At 37.2% G+C, this 15,920-nt stretch carries 17 protein-coding genes; 2 read left to right on the top strand and 15 right to left on the bottom strand.

Annotation, left to right across the window (positions count from 1 at the left end):
* Window positions 1–328 precede the first annotated feature (328 nt).
* The 14 genes from QPK98_RS03300 to QPK98_RS03235 all read right to left on the bottom strand — a co-directional run bounded on the left by QPK98_RS03300 (window position 329) and on the right by QPK98_RS03235 (window position 14,159).
* A complete protein-coding gene (locus tag QPK98_RS03300) occupies window positions 329–1,570 on the bottom strand; it encodes a murein hydrolase activator EnvC family protein (protein WP_310991576.1) in 1,242 nt (413 codons plus the stop codon).
* A 42-nt stretch (window positions 1,571–1,612) separates the two neighbouring features.
* The gene (gene lolB1, locus QPK98_RS03295; protein WP_310991575.1) at window positions 1,613–2,380 is read right to left on the bottom strand and encodes a lipoprotein insertase outer membrane protein LolB1; all 768 of its coding nucleotides are present in this window, start codon (window positions 2,378–2,380) and stop codon (window positions 1,613–1,615) included.
* A 5-nt stretch (window positions 2,381–2,385) separates the two neighbouring features.
* Window positions 2,386–3,783, bottom strand: a complete 1,398-nt coding sequence (locus tag QPK98_RS03290; protein ID WP_310991574.1) for a tetratricopeptide repeat protein — start codon at window positions 3,781–3,783, stop codon at window positions 2,386–2,388.
* A gap of 111 nt (window positions 3,784–3,894) precedes the next feature.
* Window positions 3,895–4,911, bottom strand: a complete 1,017-nt coding sequence (locus QPK98_RS03285; protein ID WP_310991573.1) for a sugar nucleotidyltransferase — start codon at window positions 4,909–4,911, stop codon at window positions 3,895–3,897.
* Between the two features lie 151 nt (window positions 4,912–5,062).
* Window positions 5,063–5,497, bottom strand: a complete 435-nt coding sequence (gene dut / locus QPK98_RS03280) for a dUTP diphosphatase (RefSeq protein WP_310991572.1) — start codon at window positions 5,495–5,497, stop codon at window positions 5,063–5,065.
* Window positions 5,498–5,504: 7 nt separating this feature from the next.
* Complete coding sequence (locus QPK98_RS03275) at window positions 5,505–5,978, bottom strand: hypothetical protein (RefSeq protein WP_310991571.1); 474 nt, start codon at window positions 5,976–5,978, stop codon at window positions 5,505–5,507.
* Window positions 5,979–6,281: 303 nt separating this feature from the next.
* The gene (locus QPK98_RS03270) at window positions 6,282–7,736 is read right to left on the bottom strand and encodes an oligosaccharide flippase family protein (RefSeq protein ID WP_310991570.1); all 1,455 of its coding nucleotides are present in this window, start codon (window positions 7,734–7,736) and stop codon (window positions 6,282–6,284) included.
* A 113-nt stretch (window positions 7,737–7,849) separates the two neighbouring features.
* Window positions 7,850–8,245 (bottom strand): acyl-CoA thioesterase, encoded by a 396-nt coding sequence (locus QPK98_RS03265; protein ID WP_310991569.1) that lies wholly within the window; start codon window positions 8,243–8,245, stop codon window positions 7,850–7,852.
* A complete protein-coding gene (mgtE, locus tag QPK98_RS03260) occupies window positions 8,242–9,597 on the bottom strand; it encodes a magnesium transporter (protein WP_310991568.1) in 1,356 nt (451 codons plus the stop codon). The genes QPK98_RS03265 and mgtE overlap by 4 nt, the downstream gene beginning before the upstream one ends.
* Window positions 9,572–10,405 (bottom strand): 16S rRNA (adenine(1518)-N(6)/adenine(1519)-N(6))-dimethyltransferase RsmA, encoded by an 834-nt coding sequence (gene rsmA, locus QPK98_RS03255; protein WP_310991567.1) that lies wholly within the window; start codon window positions 10,403–10,405, stop codon window positions 9,572–9,574. The genes mgtE and rsmA overlap by 26 nt, the downstream gene beginning before the upstream one ends.
* 55 nt (window positions 10,406–10,460) lie before the next feature.
* Window positions 10,461–10,793, bottom strand: a complete 333-nt coding sequence (locus QPK98_RS03250) for a DUF4286 family protein (RefSeq protein ID WP_310991566.1) — start codon at window positions 10,791–10,793, stop codon at window positions 10,461–10,463.
* A gap of 88 nt (window positions 10,794–10,881) precedes the next feature.
* On the bottom strand, window positions 10,882–12,663 hold the full coding sequence (locus tag QPK98_RS03245) for a tetratricopeptide repeat protein (protein ID WP_310991565.1): 1,782 nt from the start codon (window positions 12,661–12,663) through the stop codon (window positions 10,882–10,884).
* 212 nt (window positions 12,664–12,875) lie between these two features.
* Window positions 12,876–13,478, bottom strand: a complete 603-nt coding sequence (locus tag QPK98_RS03240; protein ID WP_310991564.1) for a hypothetical protein — start codon at window positions 13,476–13,478, stop codon at window positions 12,876–12,878.
* Between the two features lie 102 nt (window positions 13,479–13,580).
* Window positions 13,581–14,159 carry a DUF3109 family protein gene (locus tag QPK98_RS03235; RefSeq protein WP_310991563.1) on the bottom strand — a complete coding sequence of 193 codons (579 nt, stop codon included), beginning with the start codon at window positions 14,157–14,159 and terminating at the stop codon, window positions 13,581–13,583.
* Between the two features lie 118 nt (window positions 14,160–14,277).
* Between QPK98_RS03235 and QPK98_RS03230 the strand changes: the two genes are divergently transcribed.
* Together QPK98_RS03230 and QPK98_RS03225 are read left to right on the top strand one after the other, a co-directional pair.
* A complete protein-coding gene (locus QPK98_RS03230; protein ID WP_310991562.1) occupies window positions 14,278–14,859 on the top strand; it encodes a MarC family protein in 582 nt (193 codons plus the stop codon).
* 121 nt (window positions 14,860–14,980) lie between these two features.
* Window positions 14,981–15,178, top strand: coding sequence for a hypothetical protein (locus QPK98_RS03225; RefSeq protein ID WP_310991561.1), 198 nt, complete (start codon window positions 14,981–14,983; stop codon window positions 15,176–15,178).
* A gap of 203 nt (window positions 15,179–15,381) precedes the next feature.
* Here QPK98_RS03225 and QPK98_RS03220 read toward each other — a convergent pair whose 3' ends face one another.
* Window positions 15,382–15,909, bottom strand: a complete 528-nt coding sequence (locus QPK98_RS03220; RefSeq protein ID WP_310991560.1) for a hypothetical protein — start codon at window positions 15,907–15,909, stop codon at window positions 15,382–15,384.
* Between the last annotated feature and the right edge of the window lie 11 nt (window positions 15,910–15,920).

Here is a 15,920-nt window from a genome sequence, read left to right as displayed (position 1 = left end):
ATTATACTTCATACTATAAAGGGAACCAATTTGGTTCCCTTTTTTTTGGTCTATGTGGTTTTGAGTTGGGGAGGAAAAATAGAAATTACTTTGTTATAAAAAAGGATCGCCTTCCTCTAAACAAAAAGAGAACGTGGCGCATCAAGCTCGATAGGGTATGATGGGTTGGAAGGGTTTAGCCTAAATACTATATCAAATATGAAGTCTTTTTGGTATAGATTGCATTGAGCGTTATTGCATGCGAATAAGAAATAGGACCATAAGCAATGGTACGAACTATAACCGTAAATATGCTTATAAAAACCTTATTCTGAGAATTGAAAATGGCTTACATTCTATAAATCCAATCTGCTGGATTTATCTTGGTCTTATTTTTATAGATGTAGAACTTTAGGACGGTTCGTTTTTCGGTAGGACTTTTTGCTACTGTACCAATAGTTTGTTTGGTTGAAACCTTTTCGCCTTTCTTTACAGAAACCGTCGCCAAGTTGCTATATACCGAAATATAGTCTCCATGCTGTATAAAAAGCACTTTGTTAGCTCCCTTTATCACTTGAATAGACATCACCTGCCCTTCAAAAATGGAACGTACCGCAGAATTGTCATTGGTTGCGATTTCTACACCACTGTTATTGGTAGTTACATTCGGGAATTGTGGGTGTCTGTGTTTTCCAAAACTTTTTACAACCATCCCTTTTTCTACAGGCCACGGAAGTTTTCCCTTATTGCTTGTAAAGCTTGCTGCTAAGGCACGGTCTTCTGCGGTTAGCGAAAATTCTTCGGTTTTTGCTGCTTTGGTTATTTTGTTTTTAGTGCTCTTCTCTGGTGCTTTATTTGCCTTTTCTCTTGCGGCTTTTTCTCTTGCAATTCGGTTTGCCTCTTCAATGGCTGCCTTAATAAGGGCGTCTATCTGGCGGTCTATTTCATCTGCCTGTTTTTGTTTGGCCCTAATTTGTGTGGTAAACTTGCTTTCGTCTTTTTTAAGCGTTGCAACCAATTCCCGTTGATTTTTTCGCTCTTGAGTAAGTTTCTTTTTAGCCTTTTCGTTTTCGGCAATCAGGTTTTGCTTGGTCTTTTTTTGCGCGATTAAATCTGAGTTTAAACGTTGAAGTTCCGCTGTTTTTGCCTTGATGCTTTCGCCTTGTTTTTTCCGGAATGCAGCGTACTGTTTCATATATTGAACCCGCTTGTACGCTTGCAAAAAGTTATCGGAAGAGAGTAAAAACATAATTCTACTCTGCTGGTTTTTACTTTTATAAGACTTCTGAATCATTTTGGCATAATCGGCCTTCATCAGCTTTAACTCGTCCCGAAGGGCGCTTATTTTATTGATATTTTTATTGATATTCCGTGTAAGCAGATTGGCTTGTTGGTTGGTTATGCGAATTAGATTTTCTGAAGCTGCAATACGCTGGTTGAGGTCTTCTACTTGTGATAATACAGATTTCTCCTCTTTCTTGGTCTTAAAAAGAAGCGAATTTATTTGTTTTATCTCTGCCAGAATAGCCTTCCGCTTTTCTTCCAGTTTCTTTTGTTTATCAACTTGGGAGAAAGCAGATGGAACTGCCATCAAACAGACAAATAAGAAAAAATATGTACGAAAATACTTCATTTAATTCAGGTGGATTTCTTCATAGCCCTGCGGAATTTTAAACGGAAAACCTACATTGACGTTTAAATCTATTTTTCTATAATTAATCTCAATTTTTGTCATTTTTCCTTTTTCCGAAGTATTGATTGTAATATCCTTGGGGAAATACTGTCCTTCCAAGTTTTGATATACGCCATAACGAATACTCAATACGCGATCGTCATTTGGTTGCGAAAGTGTTTCGGAAGCAATCTTAAGATTATCCGGATTCAAAAAGAGCGAATGTATAAAATTTTGTGGCTGCTGCTTGGGTAATAATTTGAATTTATTCTGAAAAATTTCATTCTTATAATCTGAAGGATTTAATGTAAAAATGGATTGGCCCAAAAGCAGATTCTGGGTCTGCTGAAAATTAATTGGTGTTCCAAGCCATTCGCCTAAAAGGGCAAAATCTCCTTCAAAGTATGTGTTTCCTATGGTTTCGTAATAGCTTACACGGGTTGGGGTTATTAAAACTTTTGCTATGGTAATGCCCAAAATAGAAGCTTTTACCCAAATATGTTTGTCTTTTTCCATGCGAAGGCTAACGGTAATGCGCTGCATTTCGTCTTCGGTTTCGTACATTAATTTCATACGACCGGCCAAAGTTTTAAAATCTGGCGATGCCGCTTTGTGCGATGCGATTACTTGTTTGGCTGAGGCTTCCTCAATATTCGTAATTTTTTTAGCGCCACCACAGGAGGCAAGTAGCAAGACGATTAAGGTAAAATAAAGGGCTTTTATTTTCATATAATTTAGTTAGACAGCTTTGTGGCTGCGGCTTTATCAGAATACATTTTTGCTTTTTTAGCGTTGCCTTTACGATCATAAGCAATGCTTAATTGCGTATAGAAATCGCGCTCCATTTGCGGATCTTCCAATATAAAATCTAACCCCATCTCTAGGCTTTCTATGGCAGTATCGCTCTTTTTGAGTCCGTTATTGGCAACTCCGTTTAGCAAATACAACAAGGCTTGGGCTGGGAATATTGCTAGGCCTTCATCACTGAGTTTAGCAGCAGCTTCGTATTTTTTAAAATCTAGCTGAAAAAGTAAGGTGTTTTTTAAAAGCGTATAGTTTTCCGTGTTTTGGGCTATTCCCTTTTCATAAAAGTGAAGCGCTTCTTCTTTTTTATTTTTAGCGCTGTAATAATTTCCCACTTTTTCATAAACCTTATCATTTTCAACGGAAAAAGAAGAAACTATTTGTTTTAGCTCATCTTCGTATGCTGGGTTTTTTTCCACAAACTGAATAAAATCGCCCAAAACCTTATATTTTGTTTCCTTATCAACTTCCTGCGAAGCAAACACCGTTTTCATAGATTTTATTGCCTGGGGCGGATTGGCTTCGTCTAAATAAAACTTGTAAAGTGCCAAATGCACCAATTCTGATTTAGGATTGCTTTTTAATAGGCGCTTAGCAGCGTCAAAGGCTTTTTTTGTATTCCCTTGCTCACTGTATAGAAATATTAAATTTAGTTGTTCCCGTTCGTTTTTTGGGTTTTGGTCAATGCGTTGCTCCAAGTTTTCAATGGCCCCGTCAGTATTACCCGTAACGCGATATATTTGTGCTCTCAGTGCATTACGAATATCGCTTTCGCCCCAAGCTTCGTCTAAATAATCTAATTCGGCCAGTGCTTTATCATAGGCTTTGGTACGCGCGTAAAGGTTGGCTAGATCTTCTCTGTAATCTTCATCAAACGGAATTAATTTCTTGACCAAGACAATCGATTTATCGTAATCTTTTTGACGGTAATACAGATCGTATAGATGTTCGAGTACATCCAGCCGGTCGCCCTCACTTTTAAGAACTTTATTAAAATTTTCTTCGGCTTGGGTATATTCCTTTAAATACGTGTGGTTTTTCCCCATTTCAAAGTAAACCACCGCTTTGTTTTCAGGACTTTTTGCGGCCTTTTCGGCTTTATTTAAGGCTGTAAGTGCTAATTCGTAATTTTCAATTGCTTTTTGCTTTAGGGCTTCAAAGAAATTTTCCTGAAAAGCATCGGTAACTTCACCTAAATTATCCATGGGATTCTTAATGGTGTCATTTATCCCTTTCGTACGTATAGGCTCTATTTCTTGAGCATAGGTATGCTGCGGAACAATAATTCCGAAGAGAAAAAAGCAAGTATATAAAAATTTTAATTGCAAATTTTATATCTAATTCTGTGCAGTGGCTACTTATTTTATAACTATTGAAGACCTCTGGATTGCCTGCCCGCACAATTCTATCGGGCTAGTCCTAAAAAGGCCATTTATAGGTTATTTCAATTCAGAATAATCACCAATACTCACATTGGTAAATTTAGCGTCAAAAGTAGCGTAATTACCAATCATTGCATTATCTAAATTAGCGTTTTTAATCTTGGAATGTGTCTGAATTATAGTGTTTTTTACCGTACTATTTTCAACTACCGTCCCTTTACCAATAGATACAAACGGACCTACGGTGCTGTTTTTTAGAACCACATCTTCCCCAATAAAACACGGCTGAATAATCTTTGAATTTTCGCTGCTTATAGAATTACTGGTTAGCTTTTCACCGGCTTCTGAGAGAAAGCCCAACATTCTTTGGTTAGTTTCTACAGTAACTTCTTTATTGCCACAATCCATCCATTCATCTACAGTGCCGGTTTTAAATACTTTTCCAGACGACATCATTCTTTTAATACCGTCGTTAATCTGGTATTCGCCGCCATTGATGATGTTATTGTCTAAAACAAATTGAAGTTCATTTTTTAGTTGTGCTACATCTTTAAAGTAATAAATGCCAATTACGGCCTGGTCGCTCACAAATTCGGTTGGCTTTTCTACCAATTCAATTATTTCATTCTTATCATTGAGGTTTACCACACCATAGGCTTCAGGATTTTCAACTTTTTTGGTCCAGATTACGGCATCTGCTTCCTTGTCCAAATTAAAGTTGGCACGAATCAAGGTGTCTGCATAAGCAATTACTGCAGGGCCCGAAAGTGATTCTTCGGCACACATAATGGCATGTCCGGTTCCTTTTGGATCTAATTGTCTATAGATTGTAGGTTTTGCACCTAAATCTGTTGCCAATTTTTTTAAACTCTCAACCACGTCATCGCCAAAAAATGCAGGATCGCCTAGAATAAAGGCTATTTCATCAATTTCTTCATTTAAAACTCCAGCAATATCCTGGACCAAACGGTGGACGATTGGCTTGCCTGCAACAGGAATTAATGGTTTAGGTACTGTTAGTGTATGTGGTCTTAAACGTGAGCCTCTCCCGGCCATTGGTACTATTATCTTCATATCTATGCCCGCAAAGACGGGTATCTTTTTAATTAAACTTATAAGTGTTTTTTAAACATGACTTCTTTTTGCCATGGAATGCTTTATTTATATAAACGCACTCTAATTTTAGTGTTGCTCAATCAAGAATTTGTGATTAAGCTGAAAATTATTATTTTGTTCCTGTACTACCAAAGCCGCCTGCTCCGCGAGATGTTTCGCCCAGCTCTTCAACTTCTTCCCAAATGGCACGTTCGTTCTTAGCAATTACCAATTGTGCAATGCGTTCGCCGTGTTCTATAGTGAAATCTTCATTGGAAAGGTTTACTAAAATCACGCCAATCTCGCCTCTGTAATCGGCATCAATAGTGCCTGGCGAATTGAGAACGGTAATTCCTTTTTTAGCGGCCAAACCACTTCTAGGGCGCACTTGTGCTTCATAACCGATGGGTAATTCAATAAAAAGTCCGGTTTTTACAATTGCTCTTTGCAAAGGTTTTAAGGTAGTAGGCGCTTCAACACAGGCACGCAAATCCATTCCTGCTGAAGCCACGGTCTCGTATGACGGTAATGAATGATCAGATTTGTTTATGATTTTTACTTTCAAGACTTTGCTATTTTTGGGTTTTATCTTTGTTCCTGTCAACAATAAAATCTACGGCATACACAGATTCTGGTATAGTAAAGATTTTAAGGGCTGTTGCAGTGAAAGACTGGGTTTCTTTGCCAAGTATCAATTTGTATTTTACTTGAATTTTATTCTTTTTTAACTGGGTGTTAGTAACAGCTATCTCCTGCTTTTTATCACTTGGAGCACTTATTAATGCTATCACTTTATGGTTTTCGAAATCAATTTCCGGTATGTCGTTTTTCATTGTTTGTGCAATTCCGAAGTACTTCTGAAAACTTTCCTTGTCCCGGATAACCAAGGTCTTTACCGGAGCATTAAACTCAATATCGTTTTTTGGAAAATACCCTTCCAAAAAGTTCACTTCAAACTCTGGTTTCTCGTTTGTATTCGGTTCATTTTTTGTATTGTTGCAAGAAGCTAAAGTCAATAAAACAATAAGGACCAAGGTGTGTTTCATACAATTTCTATATTTTTTCAGTTTTAATATCAATTGGTTCTAGTTTATTTTAGCGTTTATTTCAATGTTCTATTTAAAAACACAAGGCTTCAATTTGGGTTTAATTGAGAAAATCTAATTATTCCCTTTAGGGTAGGGGAAAAATAAGTAGATTTTCGATATTTTGTTTTTATCCCGATCCCTAAAGCCTGCCTAGAACGGGCAGGGGTGAAAAAACACCCAAAATTTCAAATATCCAACATAATGGCTGGTTTAAACCAGAGCTTTTCAATTTAATCGGCCTCAATTAGATTGTGCCGAGGCTTATTTTTTTATAATTTTTAAAAAATCTTTCTTTTCAAAATAAAACATAATACCTGCAAACAGTAATAACAACGCAGTTCCTATCCAAATATTTCTGTCAAAGACATAAAATGAAATTGCTGAAAACCCAATGGCCAAAAGCAAATAACTACTTATTTTTTTCACTTCGTAAGGAACATGATAATATTTGCGACCGTAAAGATACGAAAGCACCATCATACTTCCATACGCGGCGAGCGTTGCAATAGCCGAACCCATATAGCCAATGTGCGGTATAAATAAAAAGTTAAGCACGAGCGTTACCACAGCGGCGAAAACCGAAATATATGCGCCGTATTTAGTGCGATCTGTAACCTTGTACCAAACTGACAAATTGTGGTATATCCCCAAAAATAAATTGGCCAATAGAATAAGAGGAACAATTTTTAAGGCTTCCCAATATTGACTGTTCGGAATTAAAATACGCTTAAATACATCTATATAAATAACCACCACCAAAAGTATTAAGCAACCAAAAAGGGTGAAATATTTGGTAATGGTGGCATACGTACTTTTTGCATTTTTACTGCTAGAATGATTAAAGAAAAATGGTTCAATGCCCAGTCTAAAAGCCATAACAAACAAGGTCATAAACATCCCAAGCTTATAACAGGCGGAATACAGTCCAACTTGGACTTCGGCTATATTTTTAGGGAGAAGATATTTAAGTAGAATTCTATCAAAAGCTTCATTGACACTAAAGGCAATTCCCGCAACCAATACCGGGAAGGCGTATTTTATCATTTGTTTCCAAATGGTTTTGCTGAAGCCAAAGCCTATTTTTATATAAAGCGGAAGCAGAATGAGTAAGGTTGCAGCACTGGCGATTAAATTAGCAATAAATACGTAAGCCACTTTGTTGTCCGGAAACCACATTGCACTCCAATATGCACTGGTTTCAGCAAGCTTTGGAAGTATTAATAGGAAGAACAAGTTAAAGCCCAAGTTTATTACCACGTTTAGGATTTTGATAACGGCATAGCGCATGGGTTTTTCATTAACCCGAAACCATACAAAAGGTAAAACCACCAGAGCATCTAGCGCTAGAATTAAAAGACCATAGGTTATGTATTCTGGTTTAAACTGGGCGGCGATGGCAATTTGGTTTCTAAAGAGAAGGCTTATTCCTAAAAAAATAAGAGTTGAAACCGTTAACGAAGTAAGCGTTGTGGATTGGACAATTTTTTGTTGGTAGTCTTTTTTGGTTACAAAGCGGAAGAAAGCGGTTTCCATTCCGTAGGAAAGCAAGACGTTCCCTAAAATTAAAAAAGCCATTACCGTAGAATAGATTCCGTATTCCTCGGGCAGCAAAACCTTTACATAAAGTGGCACCAGAATAACCGCCAATACCCTTGGAAGTACTGTTGCTAAGCCGTAAATAAAAGTTTGCTTAAATAGCTTTTTGAAAACGCTCAAGAGTATATATTTTAAAACCTACAAAGAGATTACTCGTGCCTCGTAAGAACACCTTTTAGGAAGGCAAAAGTATTGAAAATAATGGTTTTGAAGGAAAATAGTTCTCCTTCTTATTATATGAAAAGATTGGAGATTTCTTGAGTAATTTTGGTAGGGCGGAAGGTTTTGGCATCCAAAAAGCACCAAAGGGTATTAGCGGTTACAATTGTTTTTCCATCGGCTGGACGGATAATCTTGTAATGGCGTTCGCTTTTTACACCTTCATAGTTTTCAATCCAAGTTTGGGTTTCTAGTTCTTCTCCTAAAAAAGATGGGCTTTTGTAAGATATAAAATGGTTTAAAACTACCCACACATTTTCCTTGCGCTGCTTTTCAGAAGTTTTTGAAATCCAATGTTCCTCTGCCGCGTCCAAACACCACTGTAAATAAGTTACATTGTTTACGTGGTTTAAACCGTCTATAGCTGAGGCCGGAACCGTAAATTGCTTTTTAAATATACCTGATTTCAAAATCCTAAAATTAATTTGGCTATTAAAAAATAAGTGAGTATCCCGAACACGTCATTACTGGTAGTTATAAAAGGTCCGGTTGCTACTGCGGGGTCAATACCCTTTTTATCTAGAATAATTGGAATGAAGGTTCCAATTAATGCCGCCAAAAGAATTACCGAAATTAAAGCAACACCAATACTGATAGATTCTAGATAGCTTGTAGAAAAAATAAAGTGGCTGATAAAAAGAACTATCAAAGCAATTGCAAGCCCATTTACTAAGGCTAGACCAGATTCTCTTATAAGTCGGGATAAAAAATTACCTTTTAAGGTATCGTTTGCTAATCCTTGAACTACGATAGCGCTAGACTGTACACCAACATTACCAGCAGTTGCTTGAATAAGTGGAATAAAAATTAGTATTCGCGGAAAATTCTCTAAAATTTCTTCAAATCCTGAAATTATACTCGCAGCGCCCAAACCTCCAAACATACCAATAAGGAGCCATGGCAAGCGAGCCCGAGTTTGTTTAAAAATACCGTCGTTTGCTTCTACGTCTTGACTAATACCTGCTGCCAATTGGTAATCTTTTTCAGCTTCTTCTTTAATGTAATCAACGATGTCATCAATGGTAATTCTGCCAACTAAAATGCCTCCTTCGTCAACTACCGGAATTGCTTCAAGATCATACTTTTGCATTATTCTAGCAACTTCATCAGCCTCGGTGGTGACTCTTACATAATCAACTTTTGGGATATAAACATCGCGAATATGTGCTCTTTCAGGAGCGGTAAGTAAATCTTTTAAGGAAAGTCTTCCTTTTAGTTTTCCTTGCTTATCGGTAACATAAATAGAGTGAACACGGGTCACGTTCTCGGCCTGCCTTCTCATTTCGCGAACACAGCCGGCAACAGACCAGGACTCTTTAACCTGTACCAATTCTTTTGCCATTAATCCACCCGCAGTATCTTCGTCATAACGCAAAAGATCTACAATATCTGCCGCGTGTTCTTGGTCTTCTATATGGCCTATTACTTGTTTTTGAACATCGTCGTCAAGTTCTGCAATAACATCGGCAGCATCATCGGTGTCCATTTCCTCAAGTTCATCGGCAATCTCAGAGGGTGTTAAGTTTTCTAAAATATCCTCTCGGAAATCTTCGTCCAGCTCTATTAAAATTTCACTTGTAGTCTCACTGTCCAAGAGCTTAACAATAAAGGTGGCCTCGTCTGAGTCAAGCTCTTCAAGTAGTTCGGCAATATCGGCAAAGTGAAGTTCGTTTAACAGCGCCTCCAGCTGCTCGCCATTATTATTGGCAATTAGCTGTTCAACCTGATCAATAAATTCATTTGTCAGTTGAAATTGCATCATTTTCCAGTTTTTGGGTGAGGGTTATAAATTGCGAAACAGAAAGTTGTTCGGGACGTTGGCCAAAGATACTATCTTCTTTTATTTTATCTGAGAGATTAAAGTTTTTTAAGCTATTACGAAGGGTTTTTCTACGCTGTTGAAATGCAGTTTTTACCACTTTATACAACATTTTTTCGCTACATGAAATGGAAAAATCTGCTTTGCGTTTTAAACGAAGCACCCCACTATCAACTTTTGGCGGCGGATTAAAAACGCTGGGCGGTACTGTAAACAGGTATTCGGCTTCATAAAAAGCTTGTGCCAAAACCGAAAGAATACCATAGGCTTTGCTGCCCTCTTTTTCACAAATTCGCTTTGCTACCTCTTTTTGAAACATTCCTGTAAATTCGGGAATCTGCGCCTTCCATTCTAACATTTTAAATACAATCTGTGTTGAAATATTATATGGAAAGTTCCCCGTAATAGCGAACTGTTCTTGTCCAAAAAGCAGCGAAAGATCGTATTTTAGAAAATCGGCCTCAATAATTTGAAGGTTTTTATCTGGATAGTTTTGCTCTAAATAGGCAATAGATTCCGTATCGAGGTCCATTGCAATTACCTCAGTGTTTTTTTTAACCAGATATTTGGTAAGCACACCCATTCCAGGGCCTATTTCCAATACATTGGTGTAGCCTTCAAGGGTAAGGGTATCGCCAATTTTTTCTGCGGTTGCCTCATCTTTTAAAAAATGTTGTCCTAGGTGTTTTTTGGCTCTAACAACTCCAGCTGTCTTGGCTTTTTTTTGTACAATTGGCTTTTTCTTCTTCATTTAAAAACCTTCAAAAGGTATTTACTAACGGGTTTGCTGTGTTGCTACAGCTAAATCATTTCTTTTTAAAAAGTTCATTGTGAGCTTCGCCTATAACTTTAAGTTCGGTCTTAAAGGAGACATAGGCTCCCTCAAAAGCCTTGCTTTGACGTTGCATTTCCTCTGCATCTTCCGAATAGTATTTTTCAAGTGTTTCCTTGCTGTCGGTAGTGTATTGAACTGAGTAGGTTTTGCCGCCCATTTCTTCTTCTACCAATACTTGGGTCATCAGCGCTTTACTAAATTTGCCTGTGGCTAGCATTGCGGGAATATGCTCAGACATCATCCATTCCAACCAAATATCGTGGACGTTTTCATCAATGTTTATGGTAACGTTATATATATACATGTTTTAAAGTTTCAAATTTTCATTCTGTAAGTTCCAGGGCCATCTTTGGGTGATATAGAACTAGCTAAGGAGCCTATTAATTGCGTGTTTAGTTTATTGCGTCGCCGCGCAAAGTTCTGAATTTTTTTCGGGCTTCTACAAAATAAATACTATCGGCAAAGTTGAAAATTAGTTGTTCGTATTGCGCCTTGGCCTTTTCGGGCTCGTCTAGTTTTTCTTCATAGATTTTTGCCAAACGAAAATGGGCATCGTCCGCCAAAATATCATCGCCGTAAAATTCAATTATCTTAAGATAATTAGATTCCGCTTTTTTGAACGCTCCAAGCTTTTCATAAAGCTCTCCTTGTTTTAACCAAGCTTCATCTTCTATTTTTTCACCTTTATGGTTGGTTAACAGCTCGTCTAGCGTGTTTATGGCTTCATTATTCCTTTCTTGAAGTGCTAACAGATCTGCCCGTGCATATTTTTTTAAAGCGGTTTGTGTTGTATCTTCTAGCGAGTTGTCCCGAATAAGTAAACTGAGTGCTATGGCGTCGTTTGCCATTAACTGCGAAGTAGATTTTTTAAGTACGTCCAGCTGAACTTGCGCCCATTCAAAATCGCCTTTAAAATAGCTGGTACGGGCAACTTTATAACGGGCTTCTTGTGCTAGAACATCGTTTTTCACTTTATTTTGAATCTGTGAATAATAAATTAAAGCTGCGTTAAACTTTTCGTCAGATACCAGAATGTCGGCGAGCTCCATTTTTACCCGTGCCTCTTGGTAAGCGTTTAATTCGGTTTTGGTCAAGGCCTTTAAGTTAGAAATGGCCAATTCTTTTTTATTGTGCCGAAATGCTAAAAAGTGATTGTAATCTATCTGAAGCATATAGGTTTGTCTACCGGTTCCGAATTCGTCCAATAGCTTTTCAAACTTTTTTTCGATGGCGGGATACTGTTTTGCCGTAGCGGTTTCTACCTCCATTTTCATAAGAATTTGGTTTCCCTGTAATCTAGATTGCGGTGTAACTGAGCTTTCAATAAGGTAGTTTACTATTTCTCTGGCAATTTCGTAATCTTTGTCTGCAATGGCAATATAGGCAAGATTGGTTATGCCTCGTAAATCTTCTCCTACGCGTCTGTAAATTGCTTTTTCCTGCGTAAATGCCTTTTTATACTCCTTTTGCTGAATAAAAAGCCAGCTTAATAATTCGTTATAAAGAATGTCAGGATTTTCTTGAGAGCGTTTTAAGAGTATTTTTCGCAATATGGAATTTGCTTCATTGCTTGAGTCTTCGGTAGTATAAAGACTAAAATACCTTTGTGCGGTGCTTTTATAGCTCAGTTTTCGTTCAATAATGTTTAGGTAGCTGTTAAACATTTTTTTCAGCTTGCCCTGCTCTCCATAAATTTGTGCCAGTTGAGGATTAAAATCAATTTTTTCACTTAGCAGCATGGCTTTTTCATAAGTAGATGTGGCTTCTTCCAAGAGGCTGTACTTTTGAAAGGTTTTGCCCACATTGTAGGCGAAATTGGGGTTTTCATCTAAACTTGCTATGGCTTTATTGTAGTTTTCCGTAGCGCTTTCAGGTTTATTCTGAAGTGAAAAATTATAGCCTAATTCTACATAGAGTTGTGGATATTTTCTTCCTGACTCGAGCTTTTTCTGAATGAGTTCTTCGGCCTCAGAAAAATTTTCAAGTTGTTGATTGGCCTGAATCATCCCCATGAAGTAGTCTAACCGATACGGACTTTTTTTGCTCAGTTTTTCATAAATGCTCAAGGCTTTTTTAAACTCGCCTTGGTCAAAATAATTTTCTGCCAAGGTCTGGCTCTGCGAAAAACAAGCCGTGCTGATACCGATTAATAAAATAAAAAGAATATTTCGCATGGGGTAAATATAAGGAAATGACCTGAGAGGCATATGTTTCCTTTCATTTTTATCAAAAACAAGACCGTACATGTTTTTTCTATAAATCTTGAGACGCTACAAGGACTGTTGTTCCAAAAATTTAAATAAAAAAAAGCCGATAACTATTAAGTTGTCGGCTTTTAATGAGACGTTGTATTGATAATAATATAATATGAAACAAATATTTGTAGTTAACCTAGATCTTTCAGATCTAACTCATCAATAGCGTCCCAGGTTTCATCAATATCCATGTTTTTGCCTTTGGCATCCAGGTAGAAGCGATTGCTTTCCATACACTGAATCTGGCTATTGTTTTTTGCCTTTTCGTATTCTTCAACCGCTTTTTTACCGTTTCGCTTTACCGTTTTTCGCGTGCGGTATTCGTCTTCTTCCTCAAAATCTTGAGACATAACCATGCGCATGCCCATAGTGGCAGCAGCACCCATTTGCCCAGCCCCGTCAATGACGTTAATTGAGAATTTTTTAGACTTGTCTTCATTGGCGTAAGCTGCTTCTATAGAGGCAATACCCATCATCCCTACCTGTCCTGCTTTATAGCTAATACGTTTCATGCCTTGCACTTCATCTGGCAGCCAAGCTTTTAGCTCATCGTTTGTAAGTGGCTCCTCATTTTGCAGGTTTTCTATATCTTCCTGCATATTGGTCATTTCCTTTACGGCATTTGTTGAATTGGAAACCGTTTGTTTTGTTTCCTTAATTTTTTTGCTCACCGGATTGTCTTTACAGCTGAGCATAGCTGAAAACACAAATAGAGCCAGTACGTACTTTTTCATGATAAAAATTTTAATTAGTTAATCAATTTGTTGAAAATTGAATACTAATATAATCATTATCAAAGAGATATTAGTGAAATTAAAAAAAATTGAGTAGGGTATTTACATTTCGGAAGCTACTTTTTCAAGCTCAGCGTACCAATTTTCGCCAAATTTGCGGATAAGAGCATCTTTTGTGAATTTGTAAATTGGCACTTGAAGTTCTTTTCCTAAAGTACAGGCATCGTCACAGATGGGCCAGCGGTGGTAGTTTACCGCTGCAAACTCGCTGTATTCCTGAACCCTGACGGGGTATAAATGGCAGGAAACAGGTTTTTTAAATCCGGGAGCCAGATCGTCAATTGCCCCGGCATTAAATGCGTCTTCAATACCACAGCTCGCTATGCCTTTGTCTGTAAAAGTTACATACGCACATTCCTTACCATTAACGAGTGGGGTTTCCAGTTCTCCTAGTTCGGTTTCAATGTGGGTGCCTTGTTTTTCGATTGCCGTAATGCCTTCCGGACGCAAAAATGGTTTTACTTTTGGGTAGATTTCTTTTAAGGTATCTACCTCTGCTTTGGTAACGGGCGCACCAGCTTCGCCTTCAATGCAACATGCCCCTTTGCAGGCGCTGAGGTTACAAACGAAGTCGTTTTTGATTATATCTTCAGATACTATTGTTTTGCCAAGTTGAAACATATTGCAAAGATAATTTGTTTCCTCATTTTCGACTAAGATATTTAAGGAATTATTAACCGTTATTTATGATGCTCTAACAGATATTAATAATTACTTTTGCGCCCTCAAAAAAAAGAGGATGGATTTTAATATAAAAGATATTGCATCTGCCACTATGGTACTTTTTGCCGTAATAGATATTATTGGCGGAATACCAATTGTTATAGGGCTTCGTGAAAAGGCTGGAAGCATTCATTCGGGAAGGGCTTCCATTATTGCAGGGATTGTGATGATTGTTTTTTTGATCATTGGAGAACAAATTCTGCGCCTTATTGGTATTGAGGTTAATGAATTTGCGGTTGCGGGAGCATTGATTCTATTTTTTATTGCCTTGGAAATGATTCTTGGGGTTACACTCTTTAAAGATGGCCCCGATGATCCTAAGATGGCATCGTACTTTCCTTTGGTTTTCCCATTACTGGCAGGGCCTGGTAGTTTAACTACTCTATTGTCGCTTAGAGCGGAATATTCGCTTGAAAATGTTATTGTTGCGGTAATCATAAACCTTATTATCATTTATGTAGTCCTTAAAACCTCTGGAAAATTGCAACGATTTTTAGGAACAAATGGAATTGCTGTAATAAAGAAAATATTTGGTGTAATTTTGTTGGCGATATCTGTAAAACTATTTACTTCAAATATCCAACTGTTGTTTAGTTAATTTGTGAAGTTGAAAGCTTATAGGTTTTAATCTTAATATATTTGTAGGCGTAGGATTTAAGAAGGGTTTATTTTCCATAACTAAATTGCTGCTTAATATATTGACATAAAGAATAGGAAAGATGAAAATACTAATTTACATTTTAATGGCGCTGGCTGCTGCACTTGTTGCTTTTAATACCACTAAGTTAAACTTTGACAACTTGCTTCAGGGCGAAAGTTCAATTGCTGCAGTATGTATATTGGCGGGACTTTGTGCGCTTCTTGCCTTAGGGATTCTGCTAATCTCTAAAAATATAGCCGCAAAGCAAAAAAAGTAGCCGCTCTAATTTTCTAAGGCTGGCGTGAGCGTCTCGCTCGCGTCTTCTCTGAATTTCAGGATATCAAAGTTTCTGCAGCGATCTTGTATTAAAAGCTAGAATGTAATTTTTCTATAAATTGTGTAAAACCATGAGAAGCAATCTCGCGGGAGCTGGGTACGCGAAAGGATTTGCGCTCCATCGAGGAAAGCTTGAACATTAACTTATATATTTTTTTCCATATTTTTAAACTTTAAAATATTATTGATATTTAGTGGAATGTTTGAGACTATTGGGGTCTTTTCGATAATGAACGCAGCTAAATATAAATTGCTTGCAATCAATGGCTTATTCGCGGAAAATTCACTTATGATATAAGGTTCATTCAAAGTAGCATATCCTAGTTTCAATTTGTCAAATGCCGTTACCTGCTTATTGTCATTAAAGACCCAATAATTATAATGATATGTTACTTTATTGTTTGAAATTTGATACACTTCCTTCCCTAAAGTGTTCCAAAGTAATTTTCTTAGGAAATAGATTCCACTTCCCCCAAAAATTAAAATTGTAATTACAAATCCAAAACCGATAGCTACTTTGTTCAGGAATAAAATGTAAATAGGAAAAGAAAAGCAAAATAATGACAATGTCGATAATATCAATAAAGATACTAAAGAAGGGTTTTTGCTGTTAATTATAACTTGTATTCTACAACCTTTACTATCAATAAAAACCTTACCTGTTCTTGCCATTTCTTTAGCAT

This window comes from Aequorivita marina (assembly GCF_031631895.2).
Lineage (GTDB): Bacteria > Bacteroidota > Bacteroidia > Flavobacteriales > Flavobacteriaceae > Aequorivita > Aequorivita marina.
Note: the sequence above shows the minus strand (reverse complement) of the source record. Positions and strands in the feature narration are given on the sequence as shown.

What these genes read in the sequence shown, in the direction of transcription:
- QPK98_RS03300 (WP_310991576.1), bottom strand. Translation starts at nt 1,570, where the DNA reads ATGGCAGTTCCATCTGCTTTCTCCCAAGTTGATAAACAAAAGAAACTG.
- lolB1 (WP_310991575.1), bottom strand. Translation starts at nt 2,380, where the DNA reads ATGAAAATAAAAGCCCTTTATTTTACCTTAATCGTCTTGCTACTTGCC.
- QPK98_RS03285 (WP_310991573.1), bottom strand. Translation starts at nt 4,911, where the DNA reads ATGAAGATAATAGTACCAATGGCCGGGAGAGGCTCACGTTTAAGACCA.
- QPK98_RS03275 (WP_310991571.1), bottom strand. Translation starts at nt 5,978, where the DNA reads ATGAAACACACCTTGGTCCTTATTGTTTTATTGACTTTAGCTTCTTGC.
- mgtE (WP_310991568.1), bottom strand. Translation starts at nt 9,597, where the DNA reads ATGATGCAATTTCAACTGACAAATGAATTTATTGATCAGGTTGAACAG.
- rsmA (WP_310991567.1), bottom strand. Translation starts at nt 10,405, where the DNA reads ATGAAGAAGAAAAAGCCAATTGTACAAAAAAAAGCCAAGACAGCTGGA.
- QPK98_RS03250 (WP_310991566.1), bottom strand. Translation starts at nt 10,793, where the DNA reads ATGTATATATATAACGTTACCATAAACATTGATGAAAACGTCCACGAT.
- QPK98_RS03245 (WP_310991565.1), bottom strand. Translation starts at nt 12,663, where the DNA reads ATGCGAAATATTCTTTTTATTTTATTAATCGGTATCAGCACGGCTTGT.
- QPK98_RS03240 (WP_310991564.1), bottom strand. Translation starts at nt 13,478, where the DNA reads ATGAAAAAGTACGTACTGGCTCTATTTGTGTTTTCAGCTATGCTCAGC.
- QPK98_RS03235 (WP_310991563.1), bottom strand. Translation starts at nt 14,159, where the DNA reads ATGTTTCAACTTGGCAAAACAATAGTATCTGAAGATATAATCAAAAAC.
- QPK98_RS03230 (WP_310991562.1), top strand. Translation starts at nt 14,278, where the DNA reads ATGGATTTTAATATAAAAGATATTGCATCTGCCACTATGGTACTTTTT.
- QPK98_RS03225 (WP_310991561.1), top strand. Translation starts at nt 14,981, where the DNA reads ATGAAAATACTAATTTACATTTTAATGGCGCTGGCTGCTGCACTTGTT.
- QPK98_RS03220 (WP_310991560.1), bottom strand. Translation starts at nt 15,909, where the DNA reads ATGGCAAGAACAGGTAAGGTTTTTATTGATAGTAAAGGTTGTAGAATA.